Origin of the sequence: Bradyrhizobium sp. 1 (assembly GCF_023073315.1) — a bacterium.
In the GTDB taxonomy this organism is placed as follows: domain Bacteria; phylum Pseudomonadota; class Alphaproteobacteria; order Rhizobiales; family Xanthobacteraceae; genus Bradyrhizobium.
Genome location: NZ_JADPJH010000014.1, coordinates 555,674 through 578,039, shown reverse-complemented (window position 1 = coordinate 578,039; position 22,366 = coordinate 555,674). Strand labels below are relative to the sequence as shown.

The 22,366-nt window shown below is 64.5% G+C and carries 26 protein-coding genes; 20 read left to right on the top strand and 6 right to left on the bottom strand.

What is annotated here, in order from left to right:
* Window positions 1-126 precede the first annotated feature (126 nt).
* The 8 genes from rpsM to IVB29_RS11455 all read left to right on the top strand — a co-directional run bounded on the left by rpsM (window position 127) and on the right by IVB29_RS11455 (window position 6,225).
* Window positions 127-495 carry a 30S ribosomal protein S13 gene (gene rpsM / locus IVB29_RS11490; RefSeq protein WP_092034909.1) on the top strand — a complete coding sequence of 123 codons (369 nt, stop codon included), beginning with the start codon at window positions 127-129 and terminating at the stop codon, window positions 493-495.
* A gap of 124 nt (window positions 496-619) precedes the next feature.
* Complete coding sequence (gene rpsK / locus IVB29_RS11485; protein ID WP_007603045.1) at window positions 620-1,009, top strand: 30S ribosomal protein S11; 390 nt, start codon at window positions 620-622, stop codon at window positions 1,007-1,009.
* Between the two features lie 112 nt (window positions 1,010-1,121).
* A complete protein-coding gene (locus IVB29_RS11480) occupies window positions 1,122-2,153 on the top strand; it encodes a DNA-directed RNA polymerase subunit alpha (RefSeq protein WP_247503489.1) in 1,032 nt (343 codons plus the stop codon).
* A gap of 137 nt (window positions 2,154-2,290) precedes the next feature.
* The gene (rplQ, locus tag IVB29_RS11475) at window positions 2,291-2,707 is read left to right on the top strand and encodes a 50S ribosomal protein L17 (protein ID WP_092034911.1); all 417 of its coding nucleotides are present in this window, start codon (window positions 2,291-2,293) and stop codon (window positions 2,705-2,707) included.
* A gap of 117 nt (window positions 2,708-2,824) precedes the next feature.
* Window positions 2,825-3,664: a cytochrome c gene (locus tag IVB29_RS11470; RefSeq protein WP_247503488.1), complete on the top strand. Its 840-nt coding sequence runs from the start codon at window positions 2,825-2,827 to the stop codon at window positions 3,662-3,664.
* 80 nt (window positions 3,665-3,744) lie between these two features.
* Window positions 3,745-4,533 (top strand): SDR family oxidoreductase, encoded by a 789-nt coding sequence (locus IVB29_RS11465; RefSeq protein ID WP_247503487.1) that lies wholly within the window; start codon window positions 3,745-3,747, stop codon window positions 4,531-4,533.
* 9 nt (window positions 4,534-4,542) lie between these two features.
* A complete protein-coding gene (locus tag IVB29_RS11460; protein WP_247503486.1) occupies window positions 4,543-4,839 on the top strand; it encodes a DUF1330 domain-containing protein in 297 nt (98 codons plus the stop codon).
* Between the two features lie 57 nt (window positions 4,840-4,896).
* Window positions 4,897-6,225, top strand: coding sequence for a chloride channel protein (locus IVB29_RS11455; protein ID WP_247503485.1), 1,329 nt, complete (start codon window positions 4,897-4,899; stop codon window positions 6,223-6,225).
* A 3-nt stretch (window positions 6,226-6,228) separates the two neighbouring features.
* On the opposite strand, the gene IVB29_RS11450 is transcribed toward IVB29_RS11455, so the two are convergent.
* Window positions 6,229-7,242 (bottom strand): zinc-binding alcohol dehydrogenase family protein, encoded by a 1,014-nt coding sequence (locus IVB29_RS11450; RefSeq protein ID WP_247503484.1) that lies wholly within the window; start codon window positions 7,240-7,242, stop codon window positions 6,229-6,231.
* Window positions 7,243-7,363: 121 nt separating this feature from the next.
* Here IVB29_RS11450 and IVB29_RS11445 point away from each other — a divergent pair, with 121 nt between their 5' ends.
* A complete protein-coding gene (locus tag IVB29_RS11445) occupies window positions 7,364-7,738 on the top strand; it encodes a helix-turn-helix domain-containing protein (protein ID WP_247503483.1) in 375 nt (124 codons plus the stop codon).
* 39 nt (window positions 7,739-7,777) lie between these two features.
* Here the strand turns inward: IVB29_RS11445 and IVB29_RS11440 are convergent, their stop codons facing one another.
* Window positions 7,778-9,394 carry an OprO/OprP family phosphate-selective porin gene (locus IVB29_RS11440; protein WP_247503482.1) on the bottom strand — a complete coding sequence of 539 codons (1,617 nt, stop codon included), beginning with the start codon at window positions 9,392-9,394 and terminating at the stop codon, window positions 7,778-7,780.
* Between the two features lie 309 nt (window positions 9,395-9,703).
* On the opposite strand from IVB29_RS11440, the gene IVB29_RS11435 reads away from it, so the two are divergent.
* The 5 genes from IVB29_RS11435 to IVB29_RS11415 all read left to right on the top strand — a co-directional run bounded on the left by IVB29_RS11435 (window position 9,704) and on the right by IVB29_RS11415 (window position 14,465).
* Complete coding sequence (locus IVB29_RS11435) at window positions 9,704-11,110, top strand: DegQ family serine endoprotease (protein WP_247503481.1); 1,407 nt, start codon at window positions 9,704-9,706, stop codon at window positions 11,108-11,110.
* Window positions 11,107-12,441 (top strand): replication-associated recombination protein A, encoded by a 1,335-nt coding sequence (locus tag IVB29_RS11430; protein ID WP_247503480.1) that lies wholly within the window; start codon window positions 11,107-11,109, stop codon window positions 12,439-12,441. The genes IVB29_RS11435 and IVB29_RS11430 overlap by 4 nt, the downstream gene beginning before the upstream one ends.
* Before the next feature lie 41 nt (window positions 12,442-12,482).
* Window positions 12,483-12,851, top strand: coding sequence for a type II toxin-antitoxin system RelE/ParE family toxin (locus IVB29_RS11425; protein WP_346731276.1), 369 nt, complete (start codon window positions 12,483-12,485; stop codon window positions 12,849-12,851).
* Window positions 12,851-13,141, top strand: a complete 291-nt coding sequence (locus IVB29_RS11420) for a helix-turn-helix domain-containing protein (RefSeq protein WP_247503478.1) — start codon at window positions 12,851-12,853, stop codon at window positions 13,139-13,141. Before IVB29_RS11425 ends, IVB29_RS11420 begins: the two co-directional genes overlap by 1 nt.
* 106 nt (window positions 13,142-13,247) lie before the next feature.
* Entirely contained in the window at window positions 13,248-14,465 is a 1,218-nt protein-coding gene (locus IVB29_RS11415) for an RluA family pseudouridine synthase (protein ID WP_247503477.1), read from the top strand.
* Window positions 14,466-14,547: 82 nt separating this feature from the next.
* Here IVB29_RS11415 and IVB29_RS11410 read toward each other — a convergent pair whose 3' ends face one another.
* The gene (locus IVB29_RS11410; RefSeq protein WP_247503476.1) at window positions 14,548-14,994 is read right to left on the bottom strand and encodes a hypothetical protein; all 447 of its coding nucleotides are present in this window, start codon (window positions 14,992-14,994) and stop codon (window positions 14,548-14,550) included.
* A 75-nt stretch (window positions 14,995-15,069) separates the two neighbouring features.
* Between IVB29_RS11410 and IVB29_RS11405 the strand changes: the two genes are divergently transcribed.
* The 5 genes from IVB29_RS11405 to IVB29_RS11385 all read left to right on the top strand — a co-directional run bounded on the left by IVB29_RS11405 (window position 15,070) and on the right by IVB29_RS11385 (window position 19,403).
* A complete protein-coding gene (locus tag IVB29_RS11405; RefSeq protein WP_247503475.1) occupies window positions 15,070-15,864 on the top strand; it encodes an ATP12 family protein in 795 nt (264 codons plus the stop codon).
* 57 nt (window positions 15,865-15,921) lie between these two features.
* A complete protein-coding gene (locus tag IVB29_RS11400; protein ID WP_247503474.1) occupies window positions 15,922-17,529 on the top strand; it encodes a flagellar hook-length control protein FliK in 1,608 nt (535 codons plus the stop codon).
* Entirely contained in the window at window positions 17,526-17,786 is a 261-nt protein-coding gene (locus IVB29_RS11395; protein ID WP_247503473.1) for an EscU/YscU/HrcU family type III secretion system export apparatus switch protein, read from the top strand. Before IVB29_RS11400 ends, IVB29_RS11395 begins: the two co-directional genes overlap by 4 nt.
* A 72-nt stretch (window positions 17,787-17,858) precedes the next feature.
* Entirely contained in the window at window positions 17,859-18,677 is an 819-nt protein-coding gene (locus tag IVB29_RS11390) for a penicillin-binding transpeptidase domain-containing protein (protein WP_247503472.1), read from the top strand.
* A gap of 69 nt (window positions 18,678-18,746) precedes the next feature.
* Window positions 18,747-19,403: a carboxymuconolactone decarboxylase family protein gene (locus tag IVB29_RS11385; RefSeq protein ID WP_247503471.1), complete on the top strand. Its 657-nt coding sequence runs from the start codon at window positions 18,747-18,749 to the stop codon at window positions 19,401-19,403.
* Window positions 19,404-19,520: 117 nt separating this feature from the next.
* Here IVB29_RS11385 and IVB29_RS11380 read toward each other — a convergent pair whose 3' ends face one another.
* The 3 genes from IVB29_RS11380 to IVB29_RS11370 form a co-directional block, all read right to left on the bottom strand.
* A complete protein-coding gene (locus tag IVB29_RS11380) occupies window positions 19,521-20,513 on the bottom strand; it encodes a dienelactone hydrolase family protein (RefSeq protein WP_247503470.1) in 993 nt (330 codons plus the stop codon).
* Window positions 20,514-20,585: 72 nt separating this feature from the next.
* Window positions 20,586-21,179 (bottom strand): hypothetical protein, encoded by a 594-nt coding sequence (locus tag IVB29_RS11375; RefSeq protein WP_247503469.1) that lies wholly within the window; start codon window positions 21,177-21,179, stop codon window positions 20,586-20,588.
* A 169-nt stretch (window positions 21,180-21,348) separates the two neighbouring features.
* The gene (locus IVB29_RS11370) at window positions 21,349-21,753 is read right to left on the bottom strand and encodes a DUF4260 domain-containing protein (RefSeq protein WP_247503468.1); all 405 of its coding nucleotides are present in this window, start codon (window positions 21,751-21,753) and stop codon (window positions 21,349-21,351) included.
* Window positions 21,754-21,901: 148 nt separating this feature from the next.
* Here IVB29_RS11370 and IVB29_RS11365 point away from each other — a divergent pair.
* The coding region (locus IVB29_RS11365) for a carboxyl transferase domain-containing protein (protein WP_276576852.1) at window positions 21,902-22,366 on the top strand (465 nt) is incomplete at its 3' end.

The window sequence follows — 22,366 nt, the reverse complement described above, 5'->3', positions numbered from 1 at the left end:
AAAACGATGCCGGGCCCCAGGAAGACCAGGGGTGGGCGTCGTGTTCGCGTTTGTGAACACCTGCCCGAGAAACCAAGCACTTAAAGCCAGATTCCTGACGAGGGATCGGCGACAGGAGAGAAGGCCGTGGCCCGTATTGCCGGCGTGAACATTCCGACCAACAAGCGCGTGCTGATCGCGCTCCAGTACATCCATGGCATCGGCCAGAAGATCGCTGGTGAAATCATCGAGAAGGTGAAGATCCCCGAGGATCGTCGCGTCAATCAGCTCAGCGACGCTGAAGTGCTCCAGATCCGCGAAGTGATCGACCGCGACTATCTCGTCGAGGGCGACCTGCGTCGTGAGGTTGGCATCAACATCAAGCGTCTGATGGACCTCGGCTGCTATCGCGGCCTGCGTCATCGTCGCGGTCTGCCGGTGCGCGGTCAGCGTACCCACACCAATGCGCGCACGCGCAAGGGCCCGGCCAAGGCCATCGCCGGCAAGAAGAAGTAAGTTTTCGAATCCAATCGCGGCGTGCGGTGAACAGGGGACATCCCGTTCGCCGCGCGCCTTTCGTTCCATCAGGTGTAGCCGCTGGCATTACGGCGGCGTTTGAGATCTTCAGGAAAGGTACTCTATGGGCAAGGAAGCCACCCGCGTTCGTCGTCGTGAGCGCAAGAACATCGCCTCCGGCGTCGCGCACGTGAACTCGTCGTTCAACAACACGACCATCACCATCACCGACGCGCAGGGCAATACGATTGCCTGGTCTTCCGCCGGCACGATGGGCTTCAAGGGCTCGCGCAAGTCGACCCCGTATGCCGCGCAGGTTGCCGCCGAAGACGTGTCGAAGAAGGCGCAGGAACACGGCATGCGCACGCTGGAAGTCGAAGTCGCCGGTCCCGGTTCGGGCCGTGAGTCGGCGCTCCGCGCGCTGCAGGCCGCGGGCTTCACCGTCACCTCGATCCGCGACGTAACCACGATCCCGCACAACGGTTGCCGTCCCCGCAAGCGTCGGCGCGTTTGATACCAAGTTGCGGGCGCATTAGTCGCCCGCGATGACTTTTTCCAAAGCCGCGGGAATGATCTGCGGCCTTTCTCCAACGCCAGTGTCTGCGACAGCAGTTTGACTGGCCTGTATGGGTGAAACAGTGACGATCCAGAAAAATTGGCAAGAACTGATTCGGCCGAACAAGCTCCAGGTCCAGCCCGGCAGCGATCCCTCGCGTTTCGCGACCGTCGTCGCCGAACCGCTCGAGCGCGGCTTCGGCCAGACGCTCGGCAACGCGCTGCGCCGCATCCTGCTCTCCTCGCTTCAGGGCGCGGCGGTGCAGTCGGTGCACATCGACGGCGTGCTGCACGAGTTCTCCTCGATCGCGGGCGTCCGTGAAGACGTCACCGACATCGTGCTGAACATCAAGGATATCGCGATCAGGATGCAGGGCGAAGGCCCCAAGCGCATGGTCGTGAAGAAGCAGGGCCCGGGCACGGTCACCGCCGGCGACATCCAGACGGTCGGCGATGTGGTCGTGCTCAACCCGGATCTCCCGATCTGCACGCTCGACGAGGGCGCGGAGATTCGCATGGAGTTCACGGTCGCCACCGGCAAGGGCTACGTGCCCGCCGAGCGCAACCGTCCCGAGGACGCGCCGATCGGCCTGATCCCGGTCGACAGCCTGTACTCGCCGGTCCGCAAGGTCTCCTACAAGGTCGAGAACACCCGCGAGGGCCAGATCCTCGACTACGACAAGCTGACCATGACGATCGAGACCAACGGCGCGCTGACGCCGGATGATTCCGTGGCCTATGCCGCGCGCATCCTCCAGGATCAGCTCAACGTGTTCGTCAACTTCGAAGAGCCGCGCAAGGAAGTCGCCCAGGAGATCATCCCGGATCTCGCCTTCAACCCGGCCTTCCTCAAGAAGGTGGACGAGCTCGAGCTGTCGGTGCGTTCGGCCAACTGCCTGAAGAACGACAACATCGTCTACATCGGCGACCTCGTGCAGAAGTCGGAAGCCGAAATGCTCCGCACCCCGAATTTCGGCCGCAAGTCGCTGAACGAGATCAAGGAAGTGCTGGCCCAGATGGGTCTGCATCTCGGCATGGAAGTGCCGGGCTGGCCGCCGGAGAACATCGACGAGCTCGCCAAGCGCTTCGAAGATCACTACTGAGTTAGGCGAACGGGGAGTGGCGGGTAGCGAATAGCTGCTCGCCATTCGCTGGTCGTTATCTGGGCGAACGCAGGCAGCCCACCTGAGCAATATGTCCGACGAACCGTCGCGACGAAGTCAAATCAAGGAATAGATCAATGCGTCACGGCAAGGTTCATCGTAAGCTCAACCGCACCGCCGAACACCGCAAGGCGATGTTCGCCAACATGTGCGCCGCGCTGATCAAGCACGAGCAGATCGTCACCACGCTGCCGAAGGCGAAGGAATTGCGCCCGATCGTCGAGAAGCTCATCACCCTCGGCAAGAAGGGTGGTCTCGCTCTGCGCCGCCAGGCGATCTCCGAGATGCGCGACAAGGATCAGGTCAGGAAGCTGTTCGACGTCCTGGGCCCCCGTTACAAGGACCGCCAGGGCGGCTACACCCGCATCATCAAGGCCGGCTTTCGCTACGGCGACAACGCGCCGATGGCCGTGATCGAGTTCGTCGATCGCGACGTCGACGCCAAGGGCCAGGACTCCGGCCCGGTCCAGGAAAAGGAAGCCGAGGCGGCGTAAGCCGACCGGTAGAGAGTTTTCGAAAGCGGCGCCCCTGGGCGCCGCTTTTTTGTATGGCGCGGCGGTATCTCATGCCGCGCATCGTTTTGGTGAGCGCGATTCCGGGCGGGGGCTCTCATGAGGATTGTGTTTGGATTTGCGCTGGCGCTGCTGATGTCGCCGGCCGCGGGCGAGACGCTGGCCGAGCGCGGCGCCTATCTCGTCAACAGCGTGATGGTCTGCCACAACTGCCATACGCCGCGCGGGCCGCAAGGGCTCGATCTCTCGCGTGCGCTCTCGGGTGGCAGCCAGGTTTTTGATGAGCCGGCGTTCAAGGTCACCGGCTCCAATATCACGCCGGACAAGGACACCGGCATCGGCAACTGGAGCGATGCCGAGCTGAAGCGGTTTCTTGTCAGCGGCGCCAGGCCGAACGGTACCAAGGTCGCACCGATCATGCCGACCGAATTCTACACGGTGCTCACGGCGCGTGATCTCGATGCACTCACCGCCTATCTGCGCTCCGTGCCGCCGGTGCGCCATCAGACGCCGGCGCCGGAATACAAGATCGCGCTGAAGCCGGAAACGCCGACCTATGCCGGCAAGCAGGCGAGCGAGCAGGAACTGTCCGATAAGCTCGCGCGCGGCCGTTATCTCCTCACCATCGCCCATTGCCTGGAATGCCACACGCCGGAAGGCCCGTCCGTGGTCCACGATTTCACTGCGGCGAGCGGCAAGGGCGGCCGGACCTTCAAGGGGCCGTGGGGCGAATCTGTCTCTCCCAACATCACCCCCGATCCCGCGGCTGGCCTCGGCCAATGGAGCGACGACGAAATCAAACGTGCGATTACGCAAGGCATCGCGCGCGATGGCCATAAGCTGAAGCCGCCGATGGCGTATGCTGCCTATGCCGGCATGACGCCGCAGGATCTCGATGCCATCGTCGCGTTCGTCCGGACGCTGCCGCCGCGCGACTGAATCCTCACGCGTCGGTGAGGGACGATTGAAGCTGCGCGTGCAGCGCACGATATCTCCGTCAACATCAATGGAGACGACGCATGAAGATCGACCTTTCTGGAAAGACCGCGCTTGTGACCGGCTCGACCGCCGGCATCGGCCACGCCATCGCAAAAGGCCTGGCTGGTTCCGGCGCCAGCGTCGTGATCAACGGCCGCGGCCAGGACAAGGTCGATGCAGCCGTGCGCAAGCTGGAAGCAATGGGGGCCAAGGTGCGCGGCATTGCCGCCGACGTCTCGACTGCGGCGGGCTGCAAGGCGCTGGTGTCTGCGCTGCCCGAGGTCGATATCCTCATCAACAACGCCGGCATCTTCGAGCCCAAAGACTTTTTCGAGATCCCCGACGAGGACTGGAGCCGCTTCTTCGAAGTCAACGTGATGAGCGGCGTGCGGCTGTCGCGTGCCTACATGAAGGGCATGCTCAAGCGCAACTGGGGCCGCATCGTCTTCATCTCGTCGGAGTCCGGCCTCAACATTCCCGTCGAGATGATCCACTACGGCATGAGCAAGACCGCCCAGCTCTCGGTCGCGCGCGGCCTCGCGCAGCTCACCCGCGGCACCGGCGTCACCGTCAATTCCGTGCTGCCGGGGCCGACCATGTCGGAAGGCGTCGAAACCTTCGTGAAAGATCTCGCCAAGCAGAACGGCCAGTCCTTGGACGAAGCCGCGGCCAATTTCGTTAGGGAGCATCGCCCGAGTTCCCTGATCCAGCGCTTCGCCAGCGTCGATGAGATCGCCAACATGGTGGTCTATGTCGCCTCGAAGGAGGCCTCGGCGACCAACGGCGCGGCGCTGCGGGCCGAGGGCGGCATCGTCAACACGATCGCCTGAGGCCGGCCTGTGCCGGCCTATGTGATCTCCGAAGTCGAGGTGCGCGATCAGGCCGCGATGGAGGCCTATCGCGCGCTGGCCGCGCAAACCATTGCGCAATATGGCGGCCGTTACCTCGCGCGCGGCGGTGCCGCTGAAGTGGTGGAGGGCGGCCCGCCGGCGAGGACCGTCATCATCGTGGAGTTTCCCTCGATGGCCCGCGCGCGCGAATGGTACGCCTCGCCGGAATATGCCGAAGCCCTCAAGCTTCGGCAGGCCGCACTGGAGCGGCGGTTGATGTTCGTCGAGGGGGCGGTTTCAGCCTAGCTGATCTGCCTGCTTGGCCCTTCATTTCCGAGCCAGACGGGCTAGAACCGGGCCTTCATGATCTGGCCCCTGTCGACCCGCCACAAACGTCTCTTCAAACTGACATCCGCGCGATGGCAGCGACGGGCCATCTTTCTGCTCGGCGGGATTGCGGTCGGTGCTGCGGCCGTGGCGCTGGCGCACCTTGCCGATCTTGCCCAGCACGCCTTTGCGCTGCTGCTCGCCCAGTCGCGTTACGCCGTTCTGGCGGTCGCGCCGCTCGGCTTCGTGCTGTCGGCCTACCTGACCATCCGCCTGTTCCCGAACGCGCAGGGCAGCGGAATTCCGCAGGCGATCGCCGCGCGGCATTTGACTGATCAGGCGGCGCGCGAACGTTTGGTCTCGATCCGGATCGCAATAGGCAAGATGATCCTCACCCTGTTCGGGCTGCTCTGTGGCGCCTCGGTCGGACGGGAAGGGCCGACCGTTCAGGTCGGTGCTTCCATCATGTTCGCGCTCGGCCGCGTCTCGCCGCGTCGGCAGCCCGGCTTGATCCTGGCCGGTGCTGCCGCCGGCGTTGCAGCAGCCTTCAACACACCGCTGGCGGGGATCGTTTTCGGCATCGAGGAGATGAGTCGGGCGTTCGAGACACGCACGTCCAGCCTCATCATTGGCGCCGTCATCGCCGCCGGTCTGACCTCGCTCGCCTTGGCAGGCAACTACGCCTATTTCGGAAGCAGCGCGATGTCGCTGGCGCGTGGCGCCGACTGGCTGGCCGTTCCGCTTTGCGGCGTGATCGGTGGCCTCGCGGGCGGCCTGTTCAGCCGCATCGTCATTGCGATGGCGTGCGGTTTCAAGAATCCGCTCGGCCGTAAAATCAAGGGCCATCCGCTCTGGTTCGCGTTTGCCTGCGGCCTGGCCGTCGCAATCTGCGGCCTCGTGTCCGGCGATACGATCTACGGCACGGGTTACGAGCAGGTGAAGACGGCGCTGGAGCACGGCACGCCGTTGCCGCAGGATTTCGGCGCGCTCAAGCTCCTTGCCACGACCTTCGCCGCGATCAGCGGGATTCCCGGAGGCATCTTCTCACCGTCGCTTGCCGTCGGTGCCGGTATCGGCAGCAACATCGCCGGTCTCTTCCACGACGCGCCGCTCGGCGCGATCATGCTGCTTGGCATGGTCTCGTATTTTGCGGGAGTCGTGCAGGCGCCCATCACTGCATTCGTGATCGTGACCGAGATGACCGACAATCACGGGATGGTCGTGCCGCTGATGGCGGCTGCGCTGATTGCGCATGCAACCTCGCGCGCGGTTTGCGAGGAGGGCATCTATCACGCTCTTGCCAAGGGCTTTGTCGAGCGGGCGGGCCGTCCGCCGGATGCGAAGGCACCGTCCGCGTCGAGCTAGTGGCTACCACCCCTCCAGCACGATCTTGCCGCGCGACTTGCCGCTCTCGAGTAGCGCATGCGCGCGCTTGAGGTTGGCTGCGTTGATCGTGCCGAAGGTCTGGTCGAGCGTCGTGCGCAGCACGCCCTTGTCGATCAGATCGGCGACGTCGTTGAGCAGATGATGCTGCGCGATCATGTCCGGCGTCTGGAACGATGAGCGCGTGAACATCGATTCCCAATGCACCGAGATCGCCTTGCCCTTGAAAGCGCTCATGGTGAACTCCGGCGGATCGTCGATCAGGCCGAACCGGCCCTGCGGCGCCATGAACTCGGCGATCGCCTTGTAGTGCTGGTCGGTGAAGGTGAGGCTCGCCACCAGCGCGACCGGCGGCAGCTTGAGCTTCTCGATCTGCTCCTTCAACGGCTTGCCGTGGTCGATCACCGCATGCGCGCCGAGATCGAGGCACCATTTTTGTGATTCCGGCCGCGTCGCGGTGGCGAGCACCGTAAGGCCGGTGAGGCGGCGGGCAAGCTGGATCAGGATCGAGCCGACGCCGCCGGCGCCGCCCGTGATCAAGAGCGTACGCGGATCGACGCTCTTGCCCGGCACCGCGCCGAGCCGATCGAACAGCAATTCCCAAGCGGTGATGGAGGTGAGGGGAAGGGCTGCGGCCTGCGCGAACGAGAGCGATTTCGGCTTATTGCCGACGATGCGCTCGTCGACCAGGTGGAACTCGGCGTTGGTGCCCTGACGCAGGATCGAGCCCGCGTAGAACACTTCGTCGCCCGGCTTGAACAGTGTGACGTCAGGACCCACCGCGTCGACCACGCCGGCCGCGTCATAGCCCAGGATCTTGGTCTCGCCCTCGGGCGGGGCGGCGCGCTTGCGCACTTTGTAATCGACCGGATTGGCCGAGATCGCCTTAACCGCGACGCGGATGTCGCGCCCTTTTGGCTCGGGCTTTGCGGTTTCGAAGTCGATCAGCGCGTCCTGATCCTCGATCGGAAGCGATTTTTTGTAGCCGACGGCCTTCATGGTTTGTCTCCATCAGATGGCGTGCTCGCCTGCCGTGCTAACTGTCGCTCTGGCTCCGATTTGGCAAGTACTGTAAATTCGGGGATATAGTCCCTGTTTGGATACTATTGGGAAAACACGCATGAAACGGCGAGATTTTACCCGGCGTCCCGGCTGCTCGGTCGAGGCGACGCTGGATCTGATCGACGGCAAGTGGAAGGGCGTGATCCTCTACCACCTCCAGGACGGCACCCAGCGCTTCGGTGAACTGCGCCGCCGGATGCCCGGCATCACCCAGCGTATGCTGACAAAGCAGCTCCGCGCGCTGGAGGAGGACAAGCTCGTCATCCGCAAGGTCTATGCGGAAGTGCCGCCGCGCGTGGAATATTGCCTCTCCGAGTTAGGTGAGAGCCTGCGGCCGGTGATCGATATCCTGAAGGCCTGGGGCGAGCGCCATCAGCAGCTTCTCTCCTGCGCGCCGCCGCCGGTGGTCGTGAAGAAGAAGCGCGCGGCGTAGATATCCGGGAGCAGCGTGCCGCTCCCGGAACAGATCGCCTCAGAACGCGAACTGCGTGCGCATCGCCACAGCGTCGAAATTCGATCCCGTATTCGCGAATGCCGCGGGCGGGAGTGTCTGCTTGGAGACCGTCCCATGCAGATAGTCGAGCATGAAGCGGACGTTGCCATTGACGTACCAGTTGAGCGCCAGCGTGTAGACGTTCTGGCGTCCACCCGCGACGCCGTTGGCGCTCGCGAGCTGATCGTTGAGGTCGATCGTCGAGAAGCGCCCCGCGATCTCCCAGGCACCCCAGCCGCCGCCATCGAGCGAGAACGGATGCGCCGGCTTGACGCCGTTATAGGCCGCGTTGGCGGCGTTGTAGCTGCGGCCTTCGCCGGTGAGGACGTAGCCGGCTTGCGCGTAACCGCCCTGGAATTTCAGGCTCGACGCGCCGATCAGTGGCACGCTGGTGTTGGCGGTGCGATCGACATTGTACCAGAAGTACTCGCCCTGAACGATGAACGGCCCGTAGGTGGCGGCGGCTTCGACACTGTAGACCTGTGCGCCCGAGGCATTGGCGATCGCGCCCGTCGAGACCAGGGTCGTCGGGTCGAGACGCAACTCCGGACGATCGCTGAGCGTCACGGTCTGAGTGTTGGCAATGAGATTACGTGGCGGCTGGATCAGCCATTGCGCGTCGGCGCCGAGATGCACCGAGTAGTCCTTACCGCTGATCGGGTTGCCGGCGATACGCGCCACGGCGCCATATTGCTCACTCGTGCCCGCCGGAGCCGCGCTCGATGCGGAATGGATCGCACCGGTCGACGGTCCGGTGGCATAGCCGCCGATCCAGAGCTGGTCGTTGAACCAGCGTGCGCCCGCCGCGGAGCGGAAGTCGCCGGCAGCGATGTTGGTCGCGACCACACCGGGCGAGGCGCGTTCCATGAACATGATGTCGTTGGAGCTCGTGGCCTCGTCCAGCGTGTAAGGCAGGTCCATGATGCCGATTTCGGCCGCCAGCTTGCCACCGAACGGCTTCAGGCCGGTATAGCTGAGATAGGCGTTCTCAATGCCGGACGTTCCGCCACCGGGCACCGAGCCAGGCGCCGCGCCACCAAAACCATCCGAGGAGCCGCCGAAGTCATAGACCAAGGCGAAATTCCAGTCGTTGAAGAACTTGCCGGCGAGGCCGATGCGCGCGCGGCGGACATTCTCGCCGCTGTCGAGCTTCTGCGGCACGGTCGCCGCGGTGCTGGGACGATAGTCGTAGCCACCAACATCGTAGTGCACGCGGCCGGTGATCGCGACGCAGTTCGCCTGATCCGCGGTGCAGATGGTCGGCCGGTTGTTCGGCATCGTGACGATCACACCGGATGCCGGTGCTGGACCCTTGAGCGGGATCGCTGCGTTGGCGTTGGCGACGACGGCCTTCGCCTCGGAGCGCGCCTCCGCCTTTGCTTCGGCCTTCGCTTCGACCTTGGCCTTTGCGGTCGCCGCCGTGTTCGCGGCGGTCTGGCTCTGGAGCTTGTCGAGCTTCTGCTCCAGCATCTTCAACTGCTGCTTCAGCAGCGCTATTTCCTGATCGCTGCTGCTTGCCGATTGGGCCTGGGCCTGCGAGGCCGCCAGCGCACCGGCGAGACCAATCGCCGTCGCTGCAAGTCTTGTTCTGCTCACGTTACGCCTCCATCGTTTGACGAACTTCCCCAAGTCGCAACGGGAGAGCCTAGGTATGATCGATGACTGCCCTGCGACGCTGCGGCCGGTTGCGCGGTTCCCACTGATGCAAATTCGCCGCAACCGAATCCGCCATCACCACAATGCAAGATGATGCGCGTCATGCCAATCTGTTGCCCCGGCCGGCTTGCGATTTCGCACGGAGGCTTGCATTCCGGCGACACCCGGAAGGGTGAATAATGCCGCCTGGCGCCCTTCTATTGGGGGGCGAACGCGCCTATATTCCGGCGTCTTTTCCAAGAGGTAGGAATGTTTCGATCGATCTCGACCGCTGTCGTCACGGTATTGTGCATAGCGTTTTCAGCCCACTTCAATTCAGCCGCCGCGCAGGATCGCCGCGTCCCGTCATCGCCGGCCGAGTTGCGGCTGTCCTATGCGCCGATCGTGCAGCGGGTGCAGCCGGCGGTCGTCAACGTCTATGCCGCCAAGGTCGTGCAGAACCGCAATCCGCTGCTGGACGACCCGATCTTCCGCCGCTTCTTCGGGGTGCCGGGCCAGCAGCAGGAGCAGGTCCAGCGCTCGCTCGGCTCGGGCGTGATCGTCGATGCGTCCGGCCTCGTGGTCACCAACGTCCACGTGATCGAGGGCGCCGACCAGGTGAAGGTCTCGCTGTCGGACAAGCGCGAGTTCGAGGCCGAGATCGTGCTGAAGGATTCCCGCAGCGATCTCGCGGTGCTGCGATTGAAGGATACCAAGGAGAAGTTTCCAGCTCTCGAATTCACCAATTCGGACGAGCTGATGGTGGGCGATGTCGTGATGGCGATCGGCAATCCCTTCGGCGTCGGCCAGACCGTGACCCACGGCATCATCTCGGCGCTCGCGCGTACGCAGGTCGGCATCACCGATTACCAGTTCTTCATCCAGACCGATGCGGCGATCAATCCCGGCAATTCCGGCGGTGCGTTGGTCGACATGAATGGCAAGCTCGCCGGCATCAACACCGCGATCTATTCGCGCTCCGGCGGCTCGCAGGGTATCGGCTTTGCCATTCCCGCCAATATGGTGCGCGTCGTCGTCGCCTCCGCCAAGAGCGGCGGCAAGGCGGTAAAGCGTCCCTGGCTCGGGGCAAAATTGCAGGCGGTGACGCCCGAGATCGCCGAGAGCCTCGGCCTGCGTTCGCCGACCGGCGCGCTGGTTGCGAGCGTGGTTGCGAACGGCCCCGCGGCGAAGGCCGGCCTGAAGTCCTCCGATCTCATCACCGGGATCGACGGCCAGACCGTGGATGATCCCAACGCCTTCGACTACCGCTTCGCCACCCGTCCGCTCGGCGGCACCGCGCAGATCGACGTGCAACGCGGCGGCAAGCCGCTCAAGCTGGCGATCGCGCTCGAGATCGCGCCCGACAGCGGCCGCAACGAACTCGTCGTTACCGCACGGTCGCCGTTCCAGGGCGCCAAGTTCTCGACCATCACGCCGGCCGTCGCCGACGAGCTGCATCTGGACGCCGACACCGAAGGCGTCGTGATCACCGATCTCGGCGGCGACAGCACGGCCGCGAGTGTCGGCTTCCAGAAGGGCGACATCATTGTCGCTGTCAACAACCAGAAGATCGGCAAGACCGGCGATCTTGAAAAGGCCGCAGGCGAGCGCCCGCGGATCTGGCGCATCACGCTGGTGCGCGGCGGCCAGCAGATCAACGTCACGCTGGGCGGATGAGTCCGAAGCGACCACAGGAGACGCCAACTCTGTTCGCCGCGGCGGGGCTCGATCACGAAGCTCCGCATCCGCTGCCGGACCGGCTGCGTCCGCGTGTGCTGTCGGAGGTCGTTGGCCAGGATCACATCCTCGGTCCCGACGGCGCGCTGACGCGCATGCTGGAGACGCGCACGCTGGGTTCGCTGGTGTTCTGGGGCCCGCCCGGCACCGGCAAGACCACGGTAGCGCGGCTGCTGGCGGATGCGACGGATCTGCATTTCGAGCAGATCTCAGCTGTGTTCTCCGGCGTCGCCGATCTCAAGAAAGCTTTCGATGCCGCACGCGCCCGCCGCGAGATGGGCAAGGGCACGCTTCTGTTCGTCGACGAGGTACATCGCTTCAACCGCGCCCAGCAGGATTCGTTTCTGCCCGTGATGGAAGACGGCACGGTGGTGATGGTCGGCGCCACCACCGAGAACCCGTCCTTCGAGCTCAACGCGGCGCTTCTGTCGCGTGCGCGCGTGCTGGTGTTTCGCTCGCTCGACGCCGCGGCAATCGAAAAGCTGTTCGCGCATGCCGAGGAGGTCGAAGGCAAGAAGCTGCCGCTTGATGACGAGGCGCGCGCGGTTCTGGTGCGCATGGCCGACGGCGATGGCCGCGCCTCGCTGACGCTCGCCGAAGAGGTCTGGCGTTCGGCGCGGGCGGACGAGATTTTCAATGCCGCGCAATTGCAGGACATCCTGCAACGCCGCGCCCCGATCTACGACAAGTCGGCTGACGGCCATTACAATTTGATCTCGGCGCTGCATAAATCGGTGCGCGGCTCCGATCCCGATGCCGCGCTGTATTATCTCGCGCGCATGCTCGATGCCGGCGAGGACCCGCTGTTCCTGGCCCGCCGCGTCGTGCGCATGGCGGTCGAGGATATCGGTCTTGCCGATCCGCAGGCGCTCGTCATTGCCAACGCCGCCAAGGACGCCTTCGACTTCCTCGGCCATCCCGAAGGCGAGCTCGCCATCGCGCAGGCCGTTGTTTACCTCGCCACTGCGCCGAAATCGAACGCCGTCTATACCGCCTTCAAGGCTGCGATGCAGACCGCAAAGCAGGCCGGCTCGCTACTGCCGCCAAAGCACATCCTGAATTCCCCGACCAAGCTGATGAAGTCGGAAGGCTACGGCGCGTCTTACGAATACGACCACGACACCCCGGACGCCTTCTCGGGGCAGGACTACTTTCCGGAAGCCTTGGGCCGCCAGACCTTCTACGACCCGCCCGAGCGCGGTTTCGAGCGCGAGATCCGCAAGCGGCTGGAATATTGGGCCAAGCTGCGGAAGGAGCGGGGCGGGAAGTAGGCTCTGCCGCATGGGAAAGAGCTTGCATTTGCGTGTCAAAAATGGCACACGATCCCGATCGAATGATCGATCGAACGAAGAAGCTTCCAGCGAGATTCTATGTCAGCTCGACAGGTCGAAATCCTGTTCGTGAGTGGATATTGGAATTACCTCCCGAGGATCGACGAACTGTCGGGAAGGACATCCAGAAAGTCGAATTCGGCTGGCCGATAGGACGCCCGCATTGTGCCCCGTTGGGGGACGGATTGTGGGAGGTTCGGAGTGATCTCGACAGTAACCGGATTGCGCGAGTGATCTTCTGTCTGGAAGGCGGGCAGATGATCCTGCTTCACGGCTTCATCAAGAAGACGCAGAAGGCGCCAAAGCAGGATATCGACCTTGCGCTGAAGCGCAGACGAGAGGTGATGTGATGGCGAAGAGAAAAACGCGCGTGAGCGAAGAGACGTTCGACGAGTTTCTTGCCGAGCAAGGCATACTTGGAGCTTGTGAGGAGCGCGCCATCAAGGAGCTCATCGCCGAGCAACTGACGGAAGCAATGAAGACGCAGGGAATTACGAAAACGGCTATGGCGGAACGTATGAAGACGAGTCGTCGTCAACTTGACCGGCTTCTTGATCCGACGACGCCATCAGTGACTCTTGATACGTTGCAGCGCGCCGCCAGCGCCGTGGGGCGGACGCTGAGGGTTGAGTTGGTATGAAGTTGCTCGAATCCCTGCGGCTGGCGGAGAAAGAGGTAGGCGCGCAAGTTGCGTCGCTGCCCCGCCGCGCCAACGCGCACTCGACACGAAAGCTTGGAAAAACCGCATGAGCCGCCGCATCAAGAGAATGAATCCGAAACCTCGCGAGCGCGACGAGCGCAAGGAGGCGCGTCCGTTCAAGGCGGGCGGTGCGAAGAAGGCCGGCCCGCGTCCCGGCGGCAAGCCGGGTGGGCGGCCGCCGCGCTTTGCGGCCGAGCGCGCCGAACGCCGTGTGTCGGCGCCTGCGGTGGAACAGGCTGCGCCGGCAAAGCCCGTCGTCGAAGCGCTGCTGCCGACCAAGGTGGAGACCGTCAAGGTAACGGCCGACGAGAACAACATGCGCGTTGATCGTTTCCTCGAAGCGCGCTTTCCCGGTCTGTCGTTCTCCCACATCCAGCGCGTCGTGCGCAAAGGCGAGCTGCGCGTCGACGGCAAGCGCGTCGACAGCAAGGATCGGCTGGAGGAGGGGCAGAGCGTCCGCATTCCGCCGCTGAAGCTCGACACGCCGAAGGCGGCCAACCCGGAATCGGAAGCCGCGCAAAAGACGTTGGCCGCGCTGAAGGAGATGACGATCTACGAGGACGACGACGTTCTCGTGCTGAACAAGCCGTTGGGCCTTGCCGTGCAGGGCGGCTCGGGCATGACGCGGCACATCGACCAGATGCTGGAGGTGATGCGCGATTCCAAGGGCCAGAAGCCGCGCCTCGTGCACCGCATCGACAGGGAGACGTCGGGCTGTCTCCTGATCGCCAAGACGCGCTTTGCCGCCTCGTATCTGACCGGCGCATTCCGCGAGCGGTCTGCGCGGAAAACCTATTGGGCGCTGGTGCCGGGGCTCCCGAAGCCGAAGCAGGGCCGCATCTCGACCTTCCTCGCAAAGGAGGAGAGCGAGGACGACACTATCATGCGCATCGCCCAGCACGGCGACGAGGGCGCCAGCCACGCGGTGACCTATTACGCGGTGGTCGAGACCGCCGGCAACAAGCTGACCTGGGTCTCGCTGAAGCCGGTCACGGGCCGTACCCACCAACTCCGCGCCCACATGGAGCATATCGGCCATCCCATCGTCGGCGATCCCAAATATTTCAACATCGAGAACTGGCAGTTGCCGGGCGGTTTGCAAAACCGCCTGCATCTGCTCGCGCGCCGCATCGTCATTCCGCATCCCCGCGGCGGCGTGATCGACGCCACCGCGCCGTTGCCGCCGCACATGCAGCAATCGTGGAATTTGCTCGGGCTCGATGCGAGCCGGTTTGATCCGATCGAGAACGCGCCGGAGGAATAGGGGCTGGGCCCCGTTGCTAGCCTCGTCATTGCGAGGAGCTCTTGCGACGAAGCAATCCAGAGCTCGCTATGACGGAAACCCCTCAATTCCGAAACTGCTCCAGAAACATCCGCAGACTGTCATGCGGGCTCTCGACATCCGTGATCAGCCAGCCCTCGGGCCCGTTGACCAGAACGAAGTTCAGCGCCACCCGGCGGCCGTGATTGTCGAAATTCGCTGCAACATAGGTCTTGTCGTATTGCCGGCGCACGACCGCGATCGTCACTGGGCCGAGCTTCCAGCTCGGGCTCTGCACCAGGAAATCATAGGGCTCGAGCCTCGGCGTGCTCCAGGCCTTGCGCAGGGAGGGGTCGAAGAATTGCCGGGCGGTCATGGCATCGCGCGGCAGGCCTTTTGACAGCTCGGGTGCACCCTGGCCGTAATAGGCGTAGACATTCCGGACCAGCGATTCCGGGGTGCGAAAGCCGGCCTCGGCTGCTGCCAGCCAAAGCCCGCCGAACAGGGCCACAATGCCCGCAAGTTCCCTCATCGCGCCGCTCGCTTTATCAGCTGCCGGTCTTACCTTAAAAGCCTAATATTCAGCGGCGGAGACCGAAAACTCAAGATGCGCGAATTGTTCGACGAGATGGCGGGGCGATCCCCGCTCGATCCGCAGGAGGCGGTCCGCCAGGCCTCGCGCGTGCCGCTGCGCAAGCGCTTCTACCAGGAGGCGGGCGTGGCCGAGGTTGAGGGCGGATTTGCCATCATGCTCGACGGCAAGCCGATCCGCACGCCGTCCAAGCGCCAGGTGGTCATCCCTTCGCGCGCGCTCGCCGATGCGGTGGCCGCGGAATGGGCGGCGCAGGGGGAGACGATCAACCCCATGACCATGCCGTTGACGCGGGTCGCCAACAGCGTGGTCGAGGGCGTGGTCGACCGCGTCGAGCTCGTCGCCGAGGACCTCGCCAAATATTTCGAGTCCGATCTGCTGTTCTATCGCGCCGGCCATCCGGAAGGGCTGGTCGCCCGCGAGGCCGCCCATTGGGACCCCGTGCTGTTCTGGGCCGCGGAGACGCTTGGGGCGCATTTCATCCTGTCCGAGGGCGTCATGCACGTGAAGCAGCCGGACGAGGCCATTCAGGCTGCTCGCGCTGCGCTGCCCGGCGACGCCTGGTCGGTCGCGGCACTTCATGTGGTGACGACCCTGACCGGCTCGGCGCTGCTGGCGCTGGCGCTGGCCCATGGCGCACGCGATGCCGGCCAGGTCTGGGACGCCGCCCATGTCGATGAGGACTGGAACGCCGAGAAATGGGGCGTGGACGAGGAGGCCGCCGCCCGCAGGGCCGCTCGCCTGAGGGATTTTCATGCCGCCGTGACGGTTTTGGCGGCCGTGAGGCCGCAAGCGGCCGAAGGTCCTTAACGAGAGGTTTACGAGGCCGGCCTTAGGGTGGGACCAGAATTCCCGGGCCCCCTTGAGATGCCGACGCCGATAAGCTCGATCGTTCCCGTCAGTTCCGCCAGCCCTGTGGCTGATGCGGCGACGCCCGATCTTGTGCTTCAGGCCGGCAGCGTCGTCGACGCCAGGGTCGTCAGCGTGCTCGCCGACAATCTGGTGCGGATCGCGATCGCGAACCTCTCGATGGACGTGATGTCGGAGGTGTCGCTGACGCCCGGGCAAAATCTCCAGCTTGCGGTGTCGCAGAATGACGGCACCATCCGGCTCGCCGTCGTGGGCGGGACAGGCCAGGCGTCGACCGATCAGGTCACGCTGACGCCGGGGGCCACGTCGCTGGTGGACAGTCCGTCGCTGGCACCGTCCGCGAACGCGGCACGCAACACGCTGACGCCGTTGGAGCAGGTCGCCGTCACCGTCGCCTCGGCCGAGGCCGTCACAAAACAGGGCAGCCAGGCGCCGTTGTTCGCCAATCTGGCCTCCGTCGTCACCGGCAGCGATCTGCCGGCGGGACTGAAGCAGGCGGTGCTGGACGTGCTGGCGCAGCAGACGCCACTCAACACCGCCCTCGGTGGCGGCAATATCGAATCCGCCTTCCAGAAATCCGGCCTGTTCCTCGAGGCTTCGCTGGCCGCAGGCGCGACACCGTCCTCCGGCAATGTGCCGGATCTGAAAGCGGCGCTGCTGGTGTTGCGCCAGACACTGGCCACGCTCGAGACCGCCGCACCGCAGGCGCAACGTGCGGCGATCCCGACGAACGCCACTGCGACATCGCAGGTCGCCGCCGCGCCGGCTCCGGCAGCAGGTGAGGCTGTGCAGGCCACACTATCTTCAACGGGAGCTGATATCTCCCAAGCGCCGCGTAGCAATCTCGCGGCCGCCGTGCTGGCTGACATCGCTGGCGGTGCTCCGCAGGCCGCGGTGCCGCGAACCATGTCCGCCGGCCTTGCCGCGAGCCTCCTGCAAGAGGTCACGCAAAACCTGCCGCGCCTGATTGGGAACGTCCCGGGCTCCAACAAGGCCGTGCCGGACGGTCACGCCTTCGAGGCCGCCGCGCGCACGACGCCGCCGCCGTTCCGCGGCGCATTGCCGGCTGCGCAGGCTATCGCCTCGCCATCGCTCGCGCCGGATACACCGCTCGCTGCAACCATGCATCGCCTGCTCGACGACACCGATGCAGCGATAGCGCGGCAGACATTGCTGCAGGTCGCATCACTCCCTGATCGCACTGACGCCAGCGGCCACCGCATCGATCCGACCGCGCCGCAGTGGAATTTCGAGATTCCGTTTGCGACGCCGCAGGGCACCGCGATGGCGCAGTTCGAGATCTCGCGCGATGGCGGCAACGAATCCGCCGATCCCGCCAAACGCGCCTGGCGCGCGCGCTTCACGCTCAATGTCGAACCGGCCGGTCCGGTGCATGCGCTGATCACGCTCAACGGCGACAAGACCTTTGTGCGGATGTGGGCGGAGCGGCCGGCGACCGCGCAACAGCTTCGCGCCGGGATCGGCGAGCTCAGCCAGGCGATGACCAGAGCCGAGCTCAAGCCCGGCGATATCGTTGTACGCGACGGTACGCCGCCGCAGCCCGCACCGGCCCGCGCCGGCCACTTCCTGGACCGCGCCACATGAGCGATCCATCCAAGCTCGCAATTGCGCTGCATTACGAGAAGGGCAGCAACGCGCCAATCGTCGTAGCCAAGGGCAGGGGCACGATCGGCGAAAAAATCGTCGAGATCGCCAAAGCCAACGACATTCCGATCGAGGAGAACGAGATCTTGGCGGGCGCGCTGTCCAAGGTCGAGCTCGGCGAGGAGATCCCGCCCGATCTCTACAAGGCCGTCGCCGAAGTGCTGGTGTTCGTGCTGCGGCTGTCGGGGCGGCGCTGAGCGCTGTCATCGTTTCACCATGATAGCGGCTGCATGGTCGCGCCGGCTTTCATTGCTCAACGGATACCGCTCTTGATCACCCGCCGTTTCACCCTTGGCCTTCTCGCCGCAACAGCAGTCCTGCCGTCGCGCGCGTTCGCCCATGTCGCGCCGCCGCGTAATGAGATTCGTGAGAGCCTGGCAAAGCGTTTCACCGACCTCGGCACGTCAGGCACCTTCGTCGGCTACAAGGTCGAGGATTATCTGATCGTCGCGAGCGACAAGGAACGCTCCGGCGAAGCCAAGCTGCCGGCTTCGACCTTCAAGATTCCGAACTCGCTGATAGCGCTTGAGACCGGCGTTGTCGCCGACCCAGACAAGGACGTGTTTCCCTGGGACGGCGTGAAGCGGCCGATCGAGGCGTGGAACAAGGACCACACGCTGCGCAGTGCGATCGCGGTGAGTGCCGTGCCGGTCTATCAGGAGATTGCGCGGCGGATCGGGCAAGAGCGCATGCAGAAATATGTCGATCTGCTCGACTACGGCAATCACGACATCGGCGGTGGCATCGATCAGTTCTGGCTCACCGGCGCCTTGCGCATCGACCCTATCGAGCAGATCGATTTCATCGACCGGCTGCGCCGACGCGCGTTGCCGATCAGCAAGCGCAGCCAGGATCTCGTCGCCGACATCCTGCCGGTGACCAAGGTCGGCGACAGTGTCATCCGTGCCAAGTCCGGATTGCTGGGGGCCGAGCGGGGCGCGCCGTCGCTGGGCTGGATGGTCGGCTGGGCCGAGAAGGGCGAGGCGCATACGGTGTTTGCGCTCAACATGGACTGTACCGAGCCGCGTCTCGTCGGTGAGCGCATGCCGCTGACGCAAGCCTGCCTTACCGAGATTGGCGCGGTCTAGCTGGCGCGCGCGAACCTGCTCGATTAGCATCATCCCGACCAAGCAAGAAAAAAGGTCGGGAGGATAACGATGAACTCAACGCCACTCTGGCTGTCGTCGCTCACGCTTGCCGCCGCGGGCGGCTGGCTCGCCGCCACGATGTTTGCTGGCCCCGCCACCAGCAAGGAGCCGCGCTTTCCGCAGCTCACCATGGACCAGCTCGACGCCAGGCAGAAGTCGCTCGGCGAGCAGATCATGAAGGTGTCGAGCGTCGGCATCGGCGGGCCCTACAATCCGATGATCCGCAGCCCCGTGCTCGGCCAGCGCCTGTTCGATCTGTTCTACTATCTGCGCTGGGAGACGTCGGTCCCGACCAAGCTGAATGAGTTCGCGATCCTGATCATCGGCCGGCAGTGGCGCTCGCAGGTGGAATGGTTCGCGCACGCGCCGCTGGCGGCCAAGGCGGGCCTGTCGGCGGATATCATCGCGGAGCTGAAGGCGAACAAGCGGCCCTCGAAGATGGCCGAGGACGAGGCCGTGGTCTACGACTTCGTCACCGAGATCACCACGACGAAGAAGGTTTCCGATGAGACCTACGCGCGTGCGAAAAAGATGTTCAACGATCAGCAGATCGTCGATCTCACGGCGGTGTCCGGCAATTACGTGATGGTCGCGATGCTGCTGGCGATGGCGGAAGAGACGGTACCGCCCGACAAGCAGGAGCCGTTCAAGCCGGGCGAGCCGTAGGCCTCGCTCTCTCGACCCGTCATTGCGAGGAGCCCTTGCGACGAAGCAATCCAGACTATCTCCGCGGAAAGATCCTGGATTGCTTCACTACGCTCGCAATGACGGAGTATGTGGCTCCTATCCCAGCTTGAACAGCGCCTGCAGGAAATCCACCACGGCTTTGCGCGACTCTTCCGCCGTCACGGGATTGCCGCCGACATGCGGATTGAGCTCGATGCAGGAATCTTTGTAGGTGAAGGGCGCCTTGGTGTCGTCGTTCATCAAGACGCCGCCGTCGCCTTCCCTAATGTGGCAGTTGCGCGCGGTCTGCGCCCCCGTGGACACGGCCACCGTGTTGACGCCGAGCAGGCCGCTGTCGAAGCCGTGCGCGCTGTCGGGATATTCGGTCAGCACCACGTCGCGGCCGGCGGTCTTGAGCCGCTCGACAAACGCCTTGCAGCTCTTCACCGGATTGTAGTCATCAGGCGTGCCGTGGAAGATGCGGATCGGGCGCGCGGCGACGTCGCTGTCGCCAACGTACGTCGTCGAGCAATCCGGATAGAACGGGATGTAGGCGGCGAACTGGATGCCGGACTTGTTCCAGAGCTTGTTGAAGCGCTCGAGGCTCGCATAGAGCGCAGCCTGTCCGCCGCGCGAAAAACCCATCAGCACGATGCGGTCGGGGTCGACGCGGGGATGCTTCGCCAGAATGTCCAGCGAGCGGTAGATGTCGACGATCAGATTGAGCCGGCCGAGCAGGGCCTGGTTCGGCCCGACCACGGTCAGCCCGCGGCCGGTAAAACCATCGATCACGAAGGTCGAGATGCCCATGGCGTTGAAGGCGTGCACCCAGGCTTCGGTGGTGGCGCCGACGCCGCTGGAGCCGTGCATCAGCACCACGACGGGAAGTTTGCCGGTACCCTGCGCAACGCGGAATTCACCCGCGACCGTCACGGGCTTGGCGGCCGCTGCATCGCCGCTGAGGAATTGCTGGTCGGAGAGGGTGAGCGACGGGATCGGGAAGATCTCGGTCCGGGGCGCTGCGTCCCTGGGCAGGGACTGTGCGCTGGCGAGCACGGTTGAAACGGTGAGTGCGATGAGCGTAGCAGCGACGCGAAATGCCGTCGGCATGGTGATCCCCCGTGTTATTTTTCCAGAGTAGAACAACCGGCCGGCGCGCTGTCAATTTCGTCCGCGTCCGCCTCAGGCGGCGTCCGTCTTCTTCACCGTCAGCGCCTGGTCGATGGCGAAGCCGCCGATCTCGCTCATCGCCTGCGAGATCACGTCGCCCTTCCGCGCAAAGCCGGCGGAGAGGAAATCGAACTGGGTGCGCGCCAGCCGCAGCACCTCGATCGGCACGGAAACCACGGTCTCGTTAAAGCTGTCGACGGAGGCATGCAGCGTGTCGAGTTCGGTGGTGAGCTTGCCGATATGGCTCTCCGCGTGCTGCATCAGGCCGAGCAGCTTGTCGCGCTCGCTATCGAACGCTGCACGCTCGGCGGCGGCTGCCGCGGTGACCTCGGCAAGCTGCGTCCGCAGCGCCTCGATCTGGCCGACCATGGCGTCGGAGGCGAGCTCTGCGGCCTCGCGCAGCTCGGTGCTGCGCGTGCTGTCTTCCTGCGCCTGGTGATAGAGCCGTTCGGCCGTCATCGCCCGCTGGCTCAGCGACTCGATCAGCGCCGCGGCGCGCAGCAGCATCTCGCCGTTCCGCCCCGACACCATGCTGGCCATGCGCCGCAGGAAGTCGACGGTTTCGGACGAAGAGTTCGGCGGCAGGGGGACGACGGTAGCGGACATGCGTGATGCTTGCAGCCAGACGTGATGGACCGCCGCCGTACCGACTGGGCTCACGCAACATTCGGCGCCTGATCGTAAGCCTGGAGCAAGCCTGAATCGGCAGGCCGGGTCAACTGGCTGGCGCGGCAAATACGGTTTCGTTGCCCGGATGGAGCGGGGCCGCCGGGCGTCAGGCGTCCTTCTGCCGCCCGATCCGGCCGAGATGTGTGAAGCCGAATCCGGCCGAATATTTCAACCCGTAGCCCAGCGCCCGGTCGAAGCCGATATGGGCGAGCCAGATCATGGCGATGGACAGGGTCAAGGGCGAGGCGAGACCAAAACCAACTGTCAGCAACGCCACCGGCGCCATGTAGCTGTGGGCGGCGTTGTAGACCAGCGCGCCGAATTTGGCGTCGGCGAGGTAGGCCAGGAAGCTCAGATCGGGCACGAAGAACAGCAGGGCGAACACCAGCCAGGAGCCGTCCCAGGCCCAGTAGAGCATCACCATCCCTGCGAACAGGGTCAGGCCCTCCAGCCGCAGCAGGATCTTGACGCCGCCTGTCGCAGCACCCGTCTCGGCCGTTCCTTGGTCCATCGTCGCCTCCCAGGCAAAACTTTGTAATTCCTTGCGCTTTGGCGCTGCGGCAAGGCAGCCCTGCGGCGCCGAAAGCCGCTTCCCGGCCCGCAAAATGCCGTGTTAGAACCCCCGGCAATCGCATTAGGCTAAGAACTGGCGGGAGCAAATGAAGAATATTTTGGACGCCCTTGAAGACCGTCGTGCCGGCGCAAAGCTCGGCGGCGGGGAGAAGCGCATCGAGGCGCAGCACGCGCGCGGCAAGCTGACCGCCCGCGAGCGCATCGAGCTCTTGCTCGACAAGGGATCGTTCGAGGAATTCGACATGTTCGTCGAGCACCGCTCCACCGAGTTCGGCATGGAGAAGAACAAGGTGCCCGGCGACGGCGTCGTCACCGGCTGGGGCACCATCAACGGCCGCAAGACCTTTGTCTTTGCCAAGGACTTCACGGTGTTCGGCGGCTCGCTGTCCGAAACGCACGCGCTGAAAATTACAAAACTTCAGGACATGGCGATGAAGGCGAGGGCGCCCATCATCGGCCTCTATGACGCGGGCGGCGCCCGCATCCAGGAGGGCGTCGCCGCGCTGGCCGGCTATTCCTACGTGTTCCGCCGCAACGTGCTCGCCTCGGGC